At 44.2% G+C, this 18560-nt stretch carries 19 protein-coding genes, 1 pseudogene and 1 riboswitch; of the genes and pseudogenes, 5 read left to right on the top strand and 15 right to left on the bottom strand.

Annotation, left to right across the window (positions count from 1 at the left end; genetic code table 11):
* The first annotated feature begins 144 nt into the window (after positions 1 to 144).
* Complete coding sequence (locus WR49_RS19875) at positions 145 to 354, top strand: hypothetical protein (protein ID WP_046225169.1); 210 nt, start codon at positions 145 to 147, stop codon at positions 352 to 354.
* A gap of 177 nt (positions 355 to 531) precedes the next feature.
* On the opposite strand, the gene WR49_RS19880 is transcribed toward WR49_RS19875, so the two are convergent.
* A complete protein-coding gene (locus WR49_RS19880) occupies positions 532 to 1125 on the bottom strand; it encodes a hypothetical protein (RefSeq protein WP_017058098.1) in 594 nt (197 codons plus the stop codon).
* A gap of 124 nt (positions 1126 to 1249) precedes the next feature.
* Positions 1250 to 1678, bottom strand: a complete 429-nt coding sequence (locus WR49_RS19885; RefSeq protein ID WP_017058097.1) for a PACE efflux transporter — start codon at positions 1676 to 1678, stop codon at positions 1250 to 1252.
* A gap of 136 nt (positions 1679 to 1814) precedes the next feature.
* Here WR49_RS19885 and WR49_RS19890 point away from each other — a divergent pair, with 136 nt between their 5' ends.
* Positions 1815 to 2717: a LysR family transcriptional regulator gene (locus WR49_RS19890; protein WP_017058096.1), complete on the top strand. Its 903-nt coding sequence runs from the start codon at positions 1815 to 1817 to the stop codon at positions 2715 to 2717.
* A gap of 45 nt (positions 2718 to 2762) precedes the next feature.
* Here WR49_RS19890 and thiE read toward each other — a convergent pair whose 3' ends face one another.
* On the bottom strand, positions 2763 to 3377 hold the full coding sequence (thiE, locus tag WR49_RS19895) for a thiamine phosphate synthase (RefSeq protein ID WP_046225170.1): 615 nt from the start codon (positions 3375 to 3377) through the stop codon (positions 2763 to 2765).
* A gap of 262 nt (positions 3378 to 3639) precedes the next feature.
* Between thiE and WR49_RS19900 the strand changes: the two genes are divergently transcribed.
* Positions 3640 to 5583 carry a methyl-accepting chemotaxis protein gene (locus WR49_RS19900; RefSeq protein ID WP_046225171.1) on the top strand — a complete coding sequence of 648 codons (1944 nt, stop codon included), beginning with the start codon at positions 3640 to 3642 and terminating at the stop codon, positions 5581 to 5583.
* A gap of 138 nt (positions 5584 to 5721) precedes the next feature.
* On the opposite strand, the gene thiM is transcribed toward WR49_RS19900, so the two are convergent.
* The 11 genes and pseudogenes from thiM to WR49_RS19955 form a co-directional block, all read right to left on the bottom strand.
* Positions 5722 to 6507, bottom strand: coding sequence for a hydroxyethylthiazole kinase (thiM, locus tag WR49_RS19905; protein WP_017058093.1), 786 nt, complete (start codon positions 6505 to 6507; stop codon positions 5722 to 5724).
* Positions 6508 to 6534: 27 nt separating this feature from the next.
* Entirely contained in the window at positions 6535 to 7215 is a 681-nt protein-coding gene (gene tenA / locus WR49_RS19910; RefSeq protein WP_046225172.1) for a thiaminase II, read from the bottom strand.
* Between the two features lie 8 nt (positions 7216 to 7223).
* Positions 7224 to 8180 carry an ABC transporter substrate-binding protein gene (locus WR49_RS19915; protein WP_046225173.1) on the bottom strand — a complete coding sequence of 319 codons (957 nt, stop codon included), beginning with the start codon at positions 8178 to 8180 and terminating at the stop codon, positions 7224 to 7226.
* Positions 8181 to 8226: 46 nt separating this feature from the next.
* Positions 8227 to 8961: pseudogene (locus WR49_RS19920) on the bottom strand (ABC transporter permease); the annotation flags it as partial.
* 118 nt (positions 8962 to 9079) lie between these two features.
* Positions 9080 to 9838, bottom strand: coding sequence for an ABC transporter ATP-binding protein (locus WR49_RS19925; protein WP_046225174.1), 759 nt, complete (start codon positions 9836 to 9838; stop codon positions 9080 to 9082).
* Positions 9828 to 10721, bottom strand: coding sequence for a bifunctional hydroxymethylpyrimidine kinase/phosphomethylpyrimidine kinase (gene thiD, locus WR49_RS19930; protein ID WP_046225175.1), 894 nt, complete (start codon positions 10719 to 10721; stop codon positions 9828 to 9830). The genes WR49_RS19925 and thiD overlap by 11 nt, the downstream gene beginning before the upstream one ends.
* Positions 10722 to 10817: 96 nt before the next feature.
* A riboswitch (TPP riboswitch) is annotated at positions 10818 to 10929 on the bottom strand.
* A 97-nt stretch (positions 10930 to 11026) separates the two neighbouring features.
* Positions 11027 to 11944, bottom strand: coding sequence for a DMT family transporter (locus tag WR49_RS19935; RefSeq protein ID WP_046225176.1), 918 nt, complete (start codon positions 11942 to 11944; stop codon positions 11027 to 11029).
* Positions 11945 to 12029: 85 nt separating this feature from the next.
* Complete coding sequence (locus WR49_RS19940; RefSeq protein WP_046225177.1) at positions 12030 to 12758, bottom strand: helix-turn-helix domain-containing protein; 729 nt, start codon at positions 12756 to 12758, stop codon at positions 12030 to 12032.
* Positions 12759 to 12931: 173 nt separating this feature from the next.
* Positions 12932 to 13957 carry a DUF4382 domain-containing protein gene (locus WR49_RS19945; RefSeq protein ID WP_046225178.1) on the bottom strand — a complete coding sequence of 342 codons (1026 nt, stop codon included), beginning with the start codon at positions 13955 to 13957 and terminating at the stop codon, positions 12932 to 12934.
* Positions 13958 to 14379: 422 nt separating this feature from the next.
* Entirely contained in the window at positions 14380 to 14631 is a 252-nt protein-coding gene (locus tag WR49_RS19950; RefSeq protein ID WP_004731647.1) for a DUF2999 family protein, read from the bottom strand.
* A 130-nt stretch (positions 14632 to 14761) separates the two neighbouring features.
* Positions 14762 to 15859 (bottom strand): YdcF family protein, encoded by a 1098-nt coding sequence (locus WR49_RS19955; protein WP_009844828.1) that lies wholly within the window; start codon positions 15857 to 15859, stop codon positions 14762 to 14764.
* Between the two features lie 322 nt (positions 15860 to 16181).
* On the opposite strand from WR49_RS19955, the gene WR49_RS19960 reads away from it, so the two are divergent.
* Positions 16182 to 16856 (top strand): glutathione S-transferase family protein, encoded by a 675-nt coding sequence (locus WR49_RS19960; RefSeq protein WP_046225179.1) that lies wholly within the window; start codon positions 16182 to 16184, stop codon positions 16854 to 16856.
* Positions 16857 to 17178: 322 nt separating this feature from the next.
* Here the strand turns inward: WR49_RS19960 and WR49_RS19965 are convergent, their stop codons facing one another.
* Positions 17179 to 17349, bottom strand: coding sequence for a hypothetical protein (locus tag WR49_RS19965; RefSeq protein WP_231574729.1), 171 nt, complete (start codon positions 17347 to 17349; stop codon positions 17179 to 17181).
* A gap of 95 nt (positions 17350 to 17444) precedes the next feature.
* Between WR49_RS19965 and WR49_RS19970 the strand changes: the two genes are divergently transcribed.
* Positions 17445 to 18299 (top strand): LysR family transcriptional regulator, encoded by an 855-nt coding sequence (locus WR49_RS19970; protein WP_046225180.1) that lies wholly within the window; start codon positions 17445 to 17447, stop codon positions 18297 to 18299.
* The last annotated feature ends 261 nt before the right edge of the window (positions 18300 to 18560 follow it).

The following is an 18560-nucleotide window of genomic DNA, read 5'->3' on the forward strand; positions in this document are numbered from 1 at the left end:
TTTCTAGCAAATTAAAAATAGTTCAACTACTTAAATATAAATGTAATAAACACAAGGCACAGTTATGTCACGCAGAACAACACGACAAACACATTGGTATCAATTATCACGCGATAAAACAGTCAATAAACTAAAAGGTAATAAATGCTCACAATTAAAATAGACTTACTAAAAGAAGAACTGTCATGGATCACAGAGATTCGACAACTTAATAGCGATATACTCCACCGCCACATATTGCCAAAGCTACAACACAACGGTTATCTCATAGACTTTGAGTTTAATGAACAGGACAGCGTCGGAACAATAGTTTCGGGCAACGGAAACACACTAGGACATTTCACACTCCTATAGCATTTCCCAAAGATTACATATTTAGTCCCAAAATGTGACCCTCAAGTCGCTCTAGCAGAACAAAGAAAATTAGAAACCTAGCCCTTTTGCATTTCACACGCGGCTCACGCTAGCTAGGTTATCGTGCTTTCATTGAAAGTCGCTTATATTGAACCTTGAACCATCAATGCGTCATTATCATTGCGTTAACGGCATCGACCTTAACTTTTGATCAAGTTTATATAAGTGTTCTGCAGCTTGCATGTGTTGAGGGTAATCACTGAACTTCTCACGATTCACCTCATTCATCTTACATGTCTCATCCACCAGCATCAGTTTCCAATACAGCTTTGTTGTATGCAGCATCGCCAGTAAAGGCTTGAACACCTCTTTTTCATAAGCTTGAATCAACTCTTCAATTAATTCATCGCGCTCGTCTTCACTTGCAATTGAACCATTGGTTGCCGACAACACTTTTTGATATTTCAGATTGAGTTGCAGCTTATCCATCACCGTTTGGTTATCTTTCGCCAGTTCGATAAGCTTTGACTTAATGATGCTCAACCAATTCGCTTGGCTAAGTACCGTATCATCAATACTCGAAAAATCTTCACGGATTTGACGTTCAACGTCTTTTTGAGCCTTCTTTAAAACGGCACGCACCTTTTGAAAAGGCAGCTGATATTCCTTACTTAGCTCAATAATCAGTTTATGAAAACCACCATTTGGAAGGTGTAGGTTTTCCTTAAACGTAGCCATTGCATCTTCTTGATGATGTGTAAGGTTAGTCATTCTCTTTCCTATTCTTTATAACTCATAGTGCTGGACCTTCGATCATACCATTATTAACCATGGTATTTCGGAAACTTAATGAGTTACATATAGAAAACATACCCTTAGGCGTCACACCTAGATTTCACCGAAGGGCCAATTCAGTTCGTTGCACCCAAAATGCTCGAACATGGTCATAAGTCAGGTTAAATACAAACGCATAAATGGTAATAAAGACAGTAACGCCGATGTCCATCAAAAATGCCTGCCATATCCCCACGTTAAGCAAGTAAGCCATCACTGGAATAGTCGCGACCAGCAGACCAGCTTCGAACAACATGACATGAAAAACACGTAATTTAAGCGAACGCTTGGATTTTTCACCCGTAAAGTAGCGATCAAAAATGCGGTTAAAACAGTAGTTCCAAATCATCGCGATGGTGGCAACAACTATCATGGTTCCTGATAAGGCATTCACATCATGATCGGTAAATATCGCTAAGCCTATAATTGAAAGCGTTACAGCCAAAACTTCAAATAATACTGAGTGAAATACTCTTTCTAACGTACTCATACATTCCTCTAAATAATCTACTATGTGTTGGATTGGCTAGGATTATGTCATCGTAAATAATAATAGAAAGTTAACAACCATCACGAATAGTGATAGCCTGAATATTATCCCCCTATTTAGAATTGAGAGAGACACCATGTACAGTTTTGAGCAACTAAAAGTCTTCGTCACTGTGTGTGAAAGTGGATCTTTCTCAGCGGCCGCACGCAAGCTGAAACGCGCTCAGTCCGGCGTTAGCCAATCAATCGCTAACCTAGAGATCGCTATCGACCAAGAGCTGTTTAACCGAGAGAAAAACATCCCTGTTTTGACCAACACAGGTAAAGCGTTATTGCCTGTCGCTAAGTCTATTCTCGACCAACAAAAGTACTTCGATCAAAAAGTAGAATCGCTGACACAGGAAGACGAGCACGAACTGATCATTGCTGTTGATGAGAGCATCATTGATAAAAACTTCATCAAGATAATTAGCTCGCTAGCCGATCAGTTCCCAATTACACACTTCGATATTATTACGACCTCAACCTTCGATGTAGAAGATCTAGTGAGACGCGGAAAAGCGCAGATAGGCATCATCTATGCAGATGGTGAACTTAAGGTGGATATGGACTTCTTCTTACTTGGCCAAGCACGCTTTTTGACTGTCAGCTCCGCCACGCACGAACTCAGCCAAATGCCCGTAGTGCAAGATTCCGACTTAAAACGTTACCGCCAATGCGTGCATCGCAGTTCCAAGCAGCAAGAACTGTGGTTCACCTATGGCATTAGCTCGATGCTTTGGTATGCCAACAACCACAGAACCATCATTGATCTCGTTGAACAGGATGTTGGCTGGGCAAATGTACCTGAAATGATGGTGATGGAAGGAATTAAGAAAGGAAAGCTAGTGGCTCTACCTGTGGCGCATGAACATGGTGGCTGGCTCACGCCAGTGGGTTGTTTAGTTTCACGAAGTCACATCAATGGACCCGTGCTCACTAACTTAATTGAAAAACTCGGTGGCTATTCACTGCAGTACAACCAATGGCAAGCAAGCTAAACCTTGATTGTTCGACGCGTTAATATTGTCGTTAGTTTTGCAACATCACTTCATAAGAGACAACAGATACTCTGTCGCGGCTTTCGGATCTTCGGCGTGACATATCGCTGATACCAATGCTAGCCCATGAATGCCCGTTTCAGTAAGCTGAGGGATGTTCGATTCGTTGATTCCGCCAATGCCGACGATTGGTAACTTAGTGCTATCCAACGCCATTTGAATGCCTTCGTAACCCCAGTGTTTCTTTAGGTTTGTCTTAGTCGGTGTAGCAAACAGCGCGCTGAGGCCAATATAATCGATCGGCAAACTATCGGCTTCTTGTAGCTGTTGTTCAGTTTCAATTGATAACCCAAGAATCTTATCCGGACCAATCAACTGACGAGCTAACACTGCAGGCATATCCGATTGCCCTAAATGTAAACCATCAGCATCCACAGCCAATGCAACGTCCACCCTGTCATTAATAATCAGCGGTACACCCGTTCTGGCTAAAACCGACTTAACGGCTTTTGCACGCTCAATGAAAGCTCTTACATCTCCATGCTTTTCTCTTACTTGAACCATAGTGACGCCACCTGAGACCGCTCGTTCAACCACGAACTTAAGTGTTGCTAAATCTTGTTGGTCGTCTGTTACCAAGTAGAGTTTATAAGGATTCATAACGTGCCTTTGGCGTTGATTTCTAAAATTGATTTTCTACTATTTTACCGACAAATCGCATAATGTGCATGCTAGTTGATACTTAATAAACTCAATTACACACACGCCATCAAATACGCAACTCGTTGAGAGCATACCGAAAAACCTGAACTTTTTAACTAAAGCATTACTTATTACACAAAACATTCACTTCAAGCATGCCCAGAATGCTGTTTTATGGAATACTCAGTGATGAAGGAATCAGGTAAATATAGGGATAGTTATGCGCCACCTTTCTATAGCGCTCAAGATCAAGCTGGGTTATGCCATTTGCTTGCTCTTTTTCGTCATTTCAGGCTTTGTGAGTTACAAAGGTATTCAAACCTTGTCGAATGGCTTTAGCCAATACAGTGATCTTAGCCACAAGGCGACATTGTCAGGTAACATTCAAGTAGACTTTCTTGAGATGCGTTTGGCCTCTGAACGCTACTTAGAATCATTGGATGAGCAATATGAGGCGAATTATCAATCAAGCAAACTCGCGATTGATGAACTGCTGAGCAACTTAATCCAAACGACCACCAATACAGATAGCTTATCGAGCTTGCAATTAGTGCAGGACAACGTTGCGGCATTTGATTCGGCTTATGGCTCAATGAAACAGAGTCAGCTCCTCATTGACCAATTGGTAAATGTGGAGATGGTCAAACGAGAAACCAACGCACTGAAAGCGGCTCAGAGCTTGCTGTATGAGTCATACAATAACAACGATCCAAACGCGAGCTTATACGCGGGCATGTTGATGGAGAACTTCCTCGCAGCCAAGATCACCGTACTCAGTTACTCAAACAACAATGACCTCAAAACCTATGAAGCGGGTAAAGATATCTTTGAATACTCACTTCCAGGAATCGAAGGTGATATTGAATCTCTTAAATCATCGCCGTATCAAAGTGAGCTGATTGAAGACTTCTCTAACCAGCGCGAAGCGTATGCAAAAGGCTTTGAACAGGTTCATCAACAGATGATTGAGAACACGCAAAGAACCGCTACCCTCGCCTCTATTGGTGACAGCTTAGCGATTGCAGTCGCGGATGCTCAAAGTATTCTCGAGCAACAAAAGCAAGCGCTCACGCCAGTACTGCAAGCCAGTGAAAAACGCTCTATTCAAATCATCATCTTGCTTACGGGGGTTGCTCTGGTCATTGGTATGACAAGCGCCGTGCTGGTGACTCGCTCTATTACCAAAGGCATCGCGCAGGTTAAACAGATCACCAACGAGCTTTCTCAGGGCAACCTGAATGTTGAAGTAAACATAGAGAGCAAAGACGAGATTGGCGAACTGCTGACCAATATGGAGATCACCATTGAATCTCTGCGCGATATTGTTGGTCAAGTGAACCGCTCTAGCGTGCGTATTGGTGAGATGTCGGAGTCACTTAATCAGGTGACAAACAACAGCTCGACCAATGCAACACAATTGAACAATGAAATGATCAATATCTCTTCTGCCGTTGATCAATTGGCTTCCAGCACATCAGAAATTGCGGCAAGTGCTAACCACGCGTCTCAAGTTGCTAACCAAGCAACCGAGAATGTGGCAATGGGACTCAAAGAGGTCGACAAAACACTGCATGAGATTGGTAGCGCCGATGAAAGCATGCAGGTCAGCAGCCAAAAAGTGACTGACCTACACAAAGAGTCGATAAACATTGGTGCCATTCTTGAAGTAATTAAAGGCGTTTCTGAGCAAACCAACCTACTGGCATTGAATGCGGCTATTGAAGCTGCTCGTGCGGGTGAACAAGGTCGTGGATTTGCAGTAGTAGCAGATGAAGTAAGAACCTTAGCTAAGCGTACCCAAGATTCAGCAAGCCAGATTGATGAACTCATCACCTCATTACAACGTGGCGCTAAAGATGCCTTAGAATCCATTAAGGTTAGCCACAGCACGGTTTCAGATGCTTCTACTCAGGCACAACAAGCCTCTCAGAACCTGCATGTGATTAACCAACACATCCAAGATTTGAATCAGGCCAACAGCCAGATTGCAGTATCGGTTGATGAGCAAGATTGCTTGACCAAGTCACTGGGTGAAAACGCGCAAGGTGCGAATACCATCGCACAAAGCAACCAAGAGTCGGTCAGCAGTATTTCTGGCGCCGCTAGCGACTTAACCGACGTTGCTCACCACTTAGAAAGCCAAGTGAATCGATTTAGAACCTAGCAAAACTAGCTTTAACACAGCTGACCTAGTTCTGAACCAATAATAAAAAGCCCCAGCACATAAGTGTCGGGGGCTTTCTTTTTGGTTAAGAGCTATTAACTTAGAACTATCAGTTTTGAGCTTAGAACTAGATTGAGCCTACTGAATCTTCAAGCGTTGAATCAGAGTCTCTTCGTCTAATTGATACAACTCATCGAGCAAGTTCATTTGTAAACTACCCGGACCGCGTGAGTTTTCAGCTGCGATTTCACCAACCACGCCTAATACCGCCGCTGCCGCCAAACCACTTTCATCTCCAACAGCAGCAAATGCGCCCGTCAATGCCGTTAAGGTACAACCCATGCCTGTCACATACGGCATCATTGGGTGCCCATTGTTTAACGTCACAACGCTATCTTTAGTGACAACGTAATCTGTCTCACCGGAAATCACCACATTCGCACCGTATTCAGCCACTAAGCATTGCGCTGCGTCTAATGCGGCATCACTGCTATCTAGTGCATCAACACCTTTGCTCTGTGCTTGCTCACCCGCTAGCGCAATGATCTCAGACGCATTACCACGAATGATTAGCTTATCGGCTAAACGTGCAATTTCACGAGAAGTCTCAGTACGCAGCGTACTTGCGCCACAACCCACAGGATCAAGAACCACCACCTTGTTGTTGGCACTCGCTTGTTCAACCGCGAAGCGCATTCTTGGCGTCCAAACACTGTCTAGCGTACCAATGTTAATCACCAAAGCGCCAGAGAATGACATCATCTCAGCCAGTTCCTGTTGCGAGTGCGCCATGATAGGAGAAGCACCAATCGCCAACAAAGCATTCGCCGTATTGTTCATCACGACGTAGTTGGTGATGTTCACCACCAGTGGCTTTTGTTCTCGTACTGCGCGAAGCGATTGAATGATTTGTTCAGTTAGCATGGGGAAATCCTTATTCGTTAAAGCGCTTTAAACGGCTGGTGAGCTATCAAGAGCATTCAGCCCTTGCTGCCAAAAAGCCACCTCCATACGCGTTGCCGTTTTAAAGATATGAACGATGTTCTGACCGCGTTCGCTGTTGATATCAATTTCAGCAAGCAGCTGATTGAAATATTCCGCGCCCGTTTCAACGCCAGACTGGAACTCTTCTCCACCATACAGCTGTAGCCAGCTCGCGTATGGGTTGCCTTCTAAAACAGTATCACTACTTTCTAATAGCGCTTTACCAATCACGGCATAACCAATTGAACACGGAGCCAGTGCCGCATAAAGATCGACCAGATCACCCGTCATACCCGCATCTAAAACGTAGCGCGTGTAAGCGACTGTACCGAAGTCTTCAGGTTCGTTTTCTAGGTCAGATTCAGTTAAACCCCACTGACCACAGTAAGTCACGTGGTGAGAGATTTCAGAATCTAATAAAGCATGAACACTTGGCAGTGCACGACGCATATCAGCCAGTGTTTTAGCCTTGTAAATTGCCAACGCATAAGCGCGAGCATACTGTTTTAAGAACAAAAAATCTTGCTTCAAATAATGCAGAAAACAAGGTTGAGCAAGCGTGCCGTTTGCCAGCGTTTTAACAAAATCATGCTCAGTGTAGTCTTGCCAATCTTGCTGGCAGGCTTGGATTAAGTCTTGGTATTTCATGAGATTCCTTAGTCAAAAGTCGGTACGTAATCAGCGGTTTTTGGTAGTGATTTAATAATGCCTTTGTCGAACATGAACTGCGCGTAATCATCGTAACGCTTCATGTCCACTGCTGAAGGGCGAAGTGCAAAGCGAGTCAGCGTGTCGTTCCATGCGCGTTGGTTAAGCTCGTTATTCAACGTATCTGGTGAATACGCCACAAACTCGATCCATGAATCTTGTGGATGGTTCACAATGTAAGTGGTTGCCTGTTCGAGTGCTTTGTTGAACGCTTTGATCGCTTCATCATCGCGCTGCTTTGCGTTAGCCACAAAGATCAGCTCATCATAAGCTGGCACACCGTGCTCTTCAGGGAAGAACGCTTTGGCTTTAAAGCCTTCAAGGGCTAGTTGGTTGGTTTCGAAATTACGTAGGCCCCCCCAGATTGCGTCTACCTTGCCCGATGCCAATGAAGATGACAGTGCCCAACCAACATTGATGGTTTGCACGTCTGTAAACGCAACATTTTCTTGAGCTAGCATGGTGCCGATAGTCGCTTCTTCGTTACCCGCAATCGCAATACCGATCTTCTTGCCTTTCAGATCCGCTAATGAATCGTTCTTGCCATTATCCAGCACCATTAGTGTGTTTAGTGGCGTCGCGATAAGGGTTGATGCACGAACTAAAGGAAGGCCAGCTGCCACATCCATGGTTAAACTTGGTTGGTAAGTTACGGCTAAATCGACCTTACCTGCCGCGACCAGTTTTGCTGGTGTGCTTGGGTCGGCTGGCTCTTGGATTTCAACCTCTAAACCTTGGTCAGCAAAGTAACCACGCTCTTGGGCAATAACAATTGGGCCGTGGTTCGGGTTCACAAACCAATCCAACATCAGTGTCAGTTTCTTTTGTTCAGAGTCCGCTAAAGCATGACCTGAAACTAGCGAAGCAAGCAGTGCCACTGCACCTATCAATTTTGTATTTTTCACGGTTAACCTTTCCTTTTGAATATTATTCTTATGTTGAGCGAAGCCATCATTGGTTTTCCCAAGGGATAGCTTTTTTGAGTAATTTATCTGTAACGAAGTAGAGCGAGATAGACAGCACCGCCAAGATGAACAAGGCCGCAAACATCTCATCTATGATCATGCGTGCGTTGGCCTGTAGCATTAGGTAACCCAGCCCCTCACTCGAACCCACCCACTCCCCAACGACTGCACCAATTGGCGCAATCACCACAGCCACACGAATGCCAGATGCTAAGGTTGGCAATGCAGCAGGCAGTTGGATATGGCGGAGCAGTTGCCATTTCGATGCACCCATCGTCTTGGCAAGATCGAGATAGCCTGTCGGTGTATTACGCAGGCCGTCATAGCAACATGTCGTCACGGGGAAGAAGATAATGATTGCCGCCATGACTACTTTTGAAGCGATGCCATAACCCAGCCACAGCATCAATACTGGCGCGATAGCAAATACAGGAATGGCCTGGCTAGCAATTAAGATAGGCAATAGCCAACGTTTCAACGGATCAAACATCAACATCTGCAGAGCGAAGAATAACCCCATCGACAAACCCAGTAGTAACCCAAGTAAAATCTCTTGTGCTGTCACCCAAGTGTGCTTGAGTAACACATCGTAACGTTCGATTAGCTTAATAGAGACTTCTGCGGGCGCTGGCAGAATAAAGCTCGGCATCTCGAAGATAACCACCACCATTTGCCATAAACCAAGAATCACAGCACTGCTGATAAGTAACCGCATAACGGGACTCATCTGTCGAGGGCGAGCAAGTTTGGTTTGTGTCTCGGTTGAACTTTCTACCCCTGAGCTTTGCACTGCTACGTTCTCTATCTTTGAGCTAGCCACAGCTTCACTTCGCGTTAGATCATTCATAGTCACGCTCCAACTGCTCTAAGATCGCTTGTTGTAACTCAGCACATTTACCGTCTAACACCCTTGGTGTCGCTGTATTAGGCACAGATAATGACTGGGCGCTCGCAGGTGTACCTTGCAACACATACAAGTTATCCGCCAATCGCACCGCCTCTTGTGGATCATGGGTGATCAACACAACGGTTTTATCTCTTAACAGTTCACACGCTAAGGTCTGTAACTTGTGTCTTGTTACCGCATCCAGCGCAGAGAAAGGTTCGTCCATCAGCACAACAGGTTTGTCTTGCATTAAGGTGCGAGCCAAGGCAACACGCTGGCGCATACCACCAGACAACTGATCCGGCATAGTAGACGCGTGATCAGCCAAACCAACCGCAGCTAACAACTCTAGTGCTTGATTGGTTTGCTGTGCTTTATCAGAAACTTGATTTTGAAAGCGATGACTCAGGCATACATTGTCGATAACCGACAACCACGGCAGTAACAAGTCCTGCTGCGCCATGTAAGCGATGCGATCCGTTAAAGGCAGTTCATCAGAGGTTACCAATGTGCCCTGCCACTCCACCTTATCGTCCAACAAGCCTGCCAGATAACGCAATACCGTGGTTTTCCCGCAGCCACTTCTACCCAATAATACCGTCCACTTACCTGCGTTTAAGCTAAGCGACATTCCCGATAAGGTCGCGTGTTCACTGTCGTTATAACGTAAGGAGGCATTGCTGAGCTGAACACCAACCGTATTAACGGACATTGCCGTGTCCAGCGAAGAAGTGGTTTACCGGGCCATGGCCTTGGCCGACTTGCAACTCATCAGCATGAGCAATCGCGTGAGAAATATATTGTTTTCCTAGTTCGACAGCTTTCTCAAGCGTGTTGTCTTGAGCCAAGAAAGAAGCAATAGCAGATGAAAGCGTACAGCCCGTGCCGTGGGTATTTTTAGTCGGGAAACGCTTCGCGCTAATCAAGGCAGACGTCGTCGGCAGAATCAGTAGATCGTTACTGTTTTCATCCTTCTCTAAGTGGCCGCCTTTAAGAAGAACGGCTTTAGCACCCAGTGTGCGTAGGTCTTCAATCATGCCCTGCATTTCAGCTTCGCTTTTAGGCACGGCTTTCCCTGTCAGTGCCGCGCCTTCCGGCAAGTTAGGCGTAATGATGTCAGCCAGCGGAATCAGCTCTTGCTTTAATGTACTAATGGCAGAGGTTTCTAGCAGCAAGTCACCGCTGGTTGCCACCATTACAGGGTCAATGACGAGGTACTTGGGTTGGTACTGTTTAATTTTATCCGCGACAATTTTGATGATTTGCGAATCAGCCAACATACCAACTTTTACCGCCACTATATTCAGATCAGTGAAAACCGCATCTAATTGACTTGTTACGTGGTCGAGCGGGATAGGAAAAATGGCAGAAACGCCTTGAGTGTTCTGGGAAGTAATAGCGGTAATCACAGAACAAGCAAAACTACCGGTTGCAGACATGGCTTTGATGTCTGCCTGAATACCTGCGCCGCCGCCACTGTCAGAGCCCGCGATGGTTAAAACAATTGGAGTGTTTGATCGAATCGAACTGTCAATAGAGATCTGACAAGTTGAGGGTCTTGGAGTTAAGGTTGGTGGAATAGAACTGTGTGTCATTGTCGCTCCTACTATCTTGCAAGACGTAGGAGAACCAACACTAACCGTAGGAAATGCCGCATTAAACTCATGAAAGCGTTCATGGGTGCAGACGTAGATCGAGTGCTTATAGTTCCCTACGCCAGTGTTAACTGAATCAGGTTCAACGGGTCTCGAATAACGATCTCAGCAAACACCAATTAAGGTATATGCCCCCCGACTATTGATAGCGATAGTAACAGCACTCTTGCAACTGAGATACTCCTTTTATTCAATTATAAGAATTACACATAAATAAATTTCAATTAGGCTCAATAAAAAAATACTTATAACGTTCCTTTAGATGGCTTCGACTGCATAAACAAGCACAGCACAATCAGAGACATACCTAGCCAGCCTGTAAAGGGAATCAGCTCACCGACAACGCAGACGGCAAGCACCGCTGCAACCACCGGTTCAAACAGAGTCAGCAGGTTGGCACTGCTCGCGGTCACATGGCGTAAACCAAAACTGAATGCTACATAGCCCAAGCATTGTGGGATTAACGTCAGATAACTGATGACTAACACGTTAGTCTGCGAGGAAAACAGGTTCTCACCAGTAAACCAGAGCGTTGGCAGCAACAGCATCGCACCAAGGCCAAAAATACTGCCCATCGCCGCTTGAGACTTAATGTCCTTGTCTATCAGTGCTTTTGTCGCCCAAGAATAAATGGCGTAACACAACCCTGCGAGTAGACCTAAAGCAATACCCAACAGCTTGAGATCATCACCGGATTCATTCGCCGATGAAGATTCTGAAAACACCAACAGCCCAATACCCGCCACACCAATCGCAAAGCTAGTGAGCCAACGTTTGTTGATGTTGTTTTTTTTGCTAATCAGACACTCTAACAATGCAGAAAAGAAGGGGGCGGTCGCAATCGAAACGACTGTACCAATCGCTACACCTGATAATTTCATTGAAGAATAGAAAGCTAAAGGGTAGACCGCCAAAGCCAAAGCGCTCAATGCCAACAACTTCTTGTTCTGCAAAAGTTTGTCGAAAGCGAATAGGATTTTTCGATACGCCAAACCCGCTTGCAATAGACCACCGACGCCCATAGAGAAAGCACCAATCGCTAATGGGCTTAGATCAGGTGCAAAACTTGCGGCGGTGCCTGTCGTGCCCCATAAAATAGAAGCAAATAAGATGGCTAAAGTGCCCGTTTGGAATTCGTTAACGCGATTGATGGCAAGATTCATTTCTATTACCCAATTTTCATTTCTGAAATAGATAATAGTGAAGATTGATAAAAGTTAATTTGCTGAAAGGACGCTATTGTTGTTTCTAAAGACTCTCTTTTATTGAGCCTAGAAACGCCCTTGGGGACATTCCAAAGTGCTGAGAGAAACGGCGACTGAAAGCAGAAACATCACTATACCCCACATTTTCAGCGATCAATTGAACCGGTAAATCGGTGTGGGTTAACAAGGCTTGGGCTTTCTCCATGCGATATCGAGTGATGTATTTAAGCGCACTGATACCAAAGCACTCTTTAAATCGTTTCTTAAACTGAGTGGGGCTCAAACAGGCCGTTTCAGCAAGTTGTGAAATGGATAACGGCTGCGTGTAGTTATCCGCAATCAACCTTTGTACCGCACGGATTCGAGGGTCAATGCTCTTGCTCACTTGTTGTTGCTCTAACAGCAGTGAAAACACATCCAAGATTGATGACTCAATACCACTATCGACCTGATACTCCAGCTGCTTCTCAACAAACAGCAGAAAGCTCATCAAAGGTGGTGTTATCGTGAAAACCGAGAGCTCATGCTCCAACAAGTGCTGCGGCAACTCCGCCATATCCGCGACAATAAACCGCGCTGCTTCATCCGCCTTAAACGCATGCGCTGTGGTTACCGGAATCACCACACATTCTCCCACGGCCACTTTGCCGATATACCCCACCATCTCGATATTGATACTGCCTTGGATTGGCAATACCAGTTGGTGATGGTCATCATGAGCATGAGTATTAAATTGCTTGGTATAAGATCGAATGCTTAAGCTAGATTTCATAATCAACGCCAGAGTACATTTCGCTAGGTTAGAGTAAGAGATACAAAGTTACATTATCACTTCCCTAGAGTCACACTCAATGCGCATCAAATTCATGCTAGCTAGGTGACATGATCAAAAACGGCCTCCAAATGAGAGGCCGTTTTGATTAAAAAGCATAATTCACATATAGGTTAGAATGACACTTGGCTGTCTTGACCAACCAATACCTGAACACTATTTTGAACATCATAGATTTCAAAACCATCAGCAACCGGATCTGCATTGTCTTCATCACTGTCGAACTGCGCAGTACAGGTATAACCCAATGAGTAAGTACCTGGGTCGATGAAACCAAGGGAAAACTCATAGTTGGTCTGTGCTTGATTGATTGTCACTGATGCTGAAGTAATCGGTTTCACTTCATCACTGCCGCCAATCGGAGCCATGTCAGCTTGTTCAACATTACCTTCATACAAGTAGACTGCCTGAACAAAGGTATTATCACCACCGTTACAAGTGTCATAAGTAGAAAGTTCAACAGTGCCTTCAATGTTTCCTGTCTCAACCGTATTGATAAGGCTTACAGACGTTCTTTGAATGGTGTAATCAGGGAAAGTCGAACTGTTCTTTAGGCCACGTCGAAGGTCGAACTCGACAACAAAATCGTTGCTTTGTTGGTTCACATTAAATGAGTTATTAAAGTAAAGTACGCCAGCGTTATCTTCTTTACCCACACCTTGCGGACACGCACCTTCACCTTTCACCGTTAACTCATGATTCGTATCATCATTTTCTACCACGTAAGATGGATCTGTTGGATGATCGCCATCATTCGCAAACACACACAACTTATAGCTGCCTACCGGAATGACCTCATTTTCAATCAAAGGAAGCGCATCGCTGCCTTGGTAATCCAACAAATTCACACTTAAAGGAATAGGGTCCTCACCATCTGGCAATGGATCGCCATTTTCATCAACGTAATCGCCGTTTTCGTCCGTTTTATACACATCATATATCAGTGGCGAACCTCCCCCTTGAGGAAGTAAAGCGACCTTACTGAATGTCACGGTGACGTCTTTAACATCATCAATGGGCGCATCACTCACGCTCAAAGTAATTGGTGTCGTGCTGCTTGATGAACCTGAATCACCGCCACAACCAACAAGCCCAGCCAGCACAAGGCTCGCTAAAGCGGTTTCCTTTAAATACTTCATAACTCATTTCCTATAATTCACTGCTCAATAAAGGGCTTAGTTTGTTGCCCTCTTATTCTTTTCCTTAATGTGACTCATAGACAAACCGCGCTTATGGCCCAAATCAGTTAGCCCTATTATTTAGGGCTGTCTTCATCCAAAAACTCTGTTCATCAAGGTGCACATATCAGGTCGCACATAGGTTAATTAAGTCTAGTAAGTAAATTGTCAGTAGTCGCACATATTTGGCAAGGTTGCTGTCAATTGTGTTGAAATGGTCGGTATGTATAGGATCAGAAAGGATGATTGATAGCACTCAAATCAAAGTCAAAAATCGCCACCAAGATCAAAAAAGGCCGTTAAGACAGCTTGTTGCTGAACTTAAACGACCTTTTTAAGGAATGTGGATTAAGCTAATTCGATATTAGCTCATTCAAATTCACTTATTTTTGAAGTTGCTCTTTAGCCGCTTCAACCTTAGAAAAATCTAGGCCAAGCTCTTCAACTGCTTCTTTGATTAGTGCAGGGTTTTGCATTACCTGACCCATCAGCATTTGAAGTTTGTCTTGAGGTAAACCAAGTTGGCTGATCGTCGCCATTGCTGCAAGAGGGTTCTCTGTCAGCGTTTTGAATAGCTCACTGATCTGCTCGTCGCTAATATTGTTCTCTTTCAACATCGCTAAAATCGGGTTCATTTCTTTGCCTTTGAAACACTAAATTAAATAGGAGCACAGCATACCATCTAGCTGTGCTCGATTGTACTAACAAGTGACGCTTTGGTTTAACGCGAACCGCACTTTTCCCAAACGCAAATAATGCTTGGGCTTAGCGAGACTCTAATGGGTAAGAGCGGTAGCTCCACATACCATACGTTCTCAGTGCGTCACGGTAGATGCCTAGAAGCTCACCACTGCTCGCTTTCTTAAGATCTTCTAGAGGCTTATCTGGGTAAGAGACCGTATCGAAGGTAATGCCCTGAGGGCCCGTTTGCCAGCTAGCGATCTCAAACAGAGTTTGACCACGACGAACATGGCTTGCCGAACTAATAATGGTCGCGTGCTTAATATCATGACGAGCAAGTGCATAGCTACTAAATAAAGCATTGCCTACCGTGCTGGTCGCGTAGTTCTCTTCAATGATGCGGTCTTTGCTTACCCCTTTTGAGATAAGCCAATCCGCCATTAACTTGCCTTCTGTCTTATGGTTCTTAGGCACGCCGCCGGTTAACACGATCATCGCGTCTGGGTTCGCTTTCGACATTGCTAATGTCGTTTCAAGACGTTCAATCAAGATCTCATGCATAGAACCATCAGGGTTAAGCGCGTAACCCAAAGTGACGATGGCACCGTGGTCGCTCAACAGTCCCTTATCTGCAGACTCTTTAAGCGGTGTTTCTAACACGCGGTCGACCGTTGCAAAAATACGTTTGATGTCTTCTGCTTTACCTTTGTTCAGGCTTTCCAGTTTCTCCATGTGCTTGTTGGATTCACTGTCATTGCCTTCAAATCGCTGCCAAACCGCAAGATATGCGTGCAAGTCGACATCGTCTGGCGCAACCGTCAGTGCTTGTTCAAACAACTCAATAGCGCGCTCTGCATTCTTGTTGTAGATCTGAGCGTTAGCCGCCGAAATCAACAAGTCAGTACGGTAAGGTTCTAGCTGGTACGCTTCTAACAATCGGTTAGTCACAATTTCCATGTTGCTTGGCATTTTAGCCGTGAAGCCCGCGTGAGAAATTCTTGCCGGAGACTTAAACGCCTGCAACGCATCAAGAAGTAATTGGTCGACAACTTGTCGCTTAGTCACCAACTGCGCGTAATCCGCAGAAGCCTGCACTGCGCCATCGTTAGCGGCAAAAGAGTAAGGTGTTGCGCCAAAAGCAAGCATGCCACCAAGAGCGAGGGCGATAATGTTCTTTTTCATGGAAAGATCCTGTGTCGTTAAGTGTTCACATCAGATTTGCTCACCAATGTAAGCCCCTAGTATTAAAAAACCGTGAAGCACCAATCAAAAATCCAAACTCCGTATAAAACAACGAATTGAAGAAGCAGCTTTAAGGTCATTTTTTCAACAAGTTAACAACCAACACACTAGATAATTCTATGCTGATTCACGTTTAGATAACGAAGTTATTGAGACATAGAGGCTGAATGCGAATCGGCGTATTTTGAAGTCATTCAAAACCAATTGTTGAACGAACGTTCAAGTGGTGTTTTAATGAATGACCAATACAAGGAGTTACCCCATGCTTAAGTTCTATTTTCACCAAACACCAAACCCAATGAAGATCGCTCTGTTTTTGGAAGAGACAGGTCTAGATTTTGAACTTGTTCCTGTCGATACCTTAAAGGGTGAGCAGCATTCACCGGAATATCGTTTGATCAATCCAAATGGCAAAACGCCTGCGATTGAAGATGAAGGACAACGTGTATTCGACTCTAACGCTATCTTGCTCTACCTATCTGAGAAAACAGGCAAGCTAGCTGGTCAGCCAGAAGACAGAGCTGAACTATTATCTTGGATGATGTTTATCGCCAGCGGACTTGGTCCATACTCTGGGCAATCGGTACACTTCCGTCATGCTGCACCTGCAGGCTTAGATTACGCGGTAAATCGTTATCTACGCGAAGCGCAACGTCACTACGAAGTGTTAGAGAAACATATGGAAGGTCGTGAGTTTTTCGTCGGAAATGAGTACACCATCGTCGATGTCGCGGCATGGGGTTGGGTTGATAAAGCACCGTTCGTGCTTGGTGAAGAAGGCCTAGAACCTTACCCCAACTTGAAGCGCTGGTTTAACGCAATCAACACTCGCCCAGCCGCACTGCGTGCGCGTGAAATCGGCAAAGACGTTGAATTTAAAACCGAACGTGATGAAGAAGCGAAACGAGCACTGTTTCCTTCGAATTATGCGAAGTAGAAGATCGTTGAGACTTAATTGTCCGAAATAGCAATACACCTCAAACATAAAGAGCCGCTAAAAAGCGGCTCTTTATGTTGAAAATTAAAAATTTGATAATCTTTTGTGGATTGATACCAAGGTTAGATATTCGTAATTATCCACATATCTAAAACATATTTCTGGACAGAAACAATTTAGGAAAGGGGCACTAAATCGTCTTTATCAGATTAGAAAAAGTATTTTGGAGCCTTAATAACTTGTTATGTTGTTTGTCGGATCATAGGTGATGCTGCGCTTTTGAGCCCTTTAATACTCGATGCAAACATATACGTTTTCAGTATTAGCTTTTCTCAAACGTCCCAATGGTTTTAAGAACCCCTGCCATCATCTCTGTAGAGTCTGCCTTTTTGGACGCTTTCTGCATTACTAACGAGTTCTGATTTAAGCGAGCTCTTAGATCGTCTAGTTCTTTTTGAGTCGTAGTTTGTTCTTTTTGCTTCAAGTTGTTCATATTGTAAACCATCAATTTATCTTGTGATGCCACATTATTATCTACAAAGGTGATATCATATAGTTAGTTATTATCTAAAAAATAGATGGTTTATAATGTTTACACTTCAGCAATTAGAAACCTTAGTTACATGTGTAGAATGTGGTTCTTTCTCCGCCGCTGCGAGAAAGTTGGGAAAAGCACAATCAGCCATCAGTACCGCAATTGCCAACTTAGAAATTGATACTGACACAATTATCTTTGATCGCTCATCCCGCACCCCACAGTTAACACCACAGGGCAAGCGCCTTTACTCATACTCGATGAGTCTACTGAACGATGCCTACCAAATAGACAATATGATGAAGGCATTTAGCTCAGGTGTCGAAGATAAGCTGACCATCGCAATAAATGCGTTATTGCTCACGCCTAAATTTTACGAGGCGTTAAAAGAGTTTTATGCACTTTTTCCTTTCACACAACTCAATTTAAACGTTGTCGAAAATAGCCTTGTTGCTGATATGGTTGCCAAAAACGAAGCTGATATTGGCTTTATGCTTTGGGGCCAAGAGCCTCCAAGGAACGTGGATCTTGGTTCGATTGGTTATATTTCATTCTCGATAGCCGTTCACCACTCACATCCCTTACTATCGAGTTCTAACGTCATATTTAACAAGATAAAAAATTACCACCAAGTGTTATTGAAAGATTCCCGATTACACTACAACACCCCATTATCAAGGTCTGACTCCATAGTGAATAATTTAGAGGGAGTTATTGAGCTAATAAAGCTCAATAATAACTGGAGCTTGTTGCCACATCACGTAATAAATCATCACAGTGATTTAAGAGAATTAGAAATTGCTGGCGAAGAAAAAGATTGGTTGCTACAAGTTGATCGTGTTACTAGCCCAACGCATGGTAAAGCAACTCAATGGTTCATTGATAAGAGTAAAAGCTTTTATACCTAATTTGGCTATGCAAAATTAGGTTGAAAATTAATATTTCGAGCACTTAAGAGATGTCTAGCACGTATCACATCATTGTTTTGAAACAGACAGCCACCTATCCAACACATTTCGGGGCAATAATGTATTTTCGAGTCCCAAACAAAAAGAACCGCTAAAAAGCGGCTCTTGATTTTCAAGCTATTCGAATTCGTTCAGATTACTCTTTACCGAACACGTTGTTCTCTTGCTCTTGTACACGGATGAAAGTCGTACGCTTAGTTA

The sequence above is a fragment of the Vibrio sp. ECSMB14106 genome (genome assembly GCF_000972265.1).
GTDB lineage: Bacteria > Pseudomonadota > Gammaproteobacteria > Enterobacterales > Vibrionaceae > Vibrio > Vibrio kanaloae.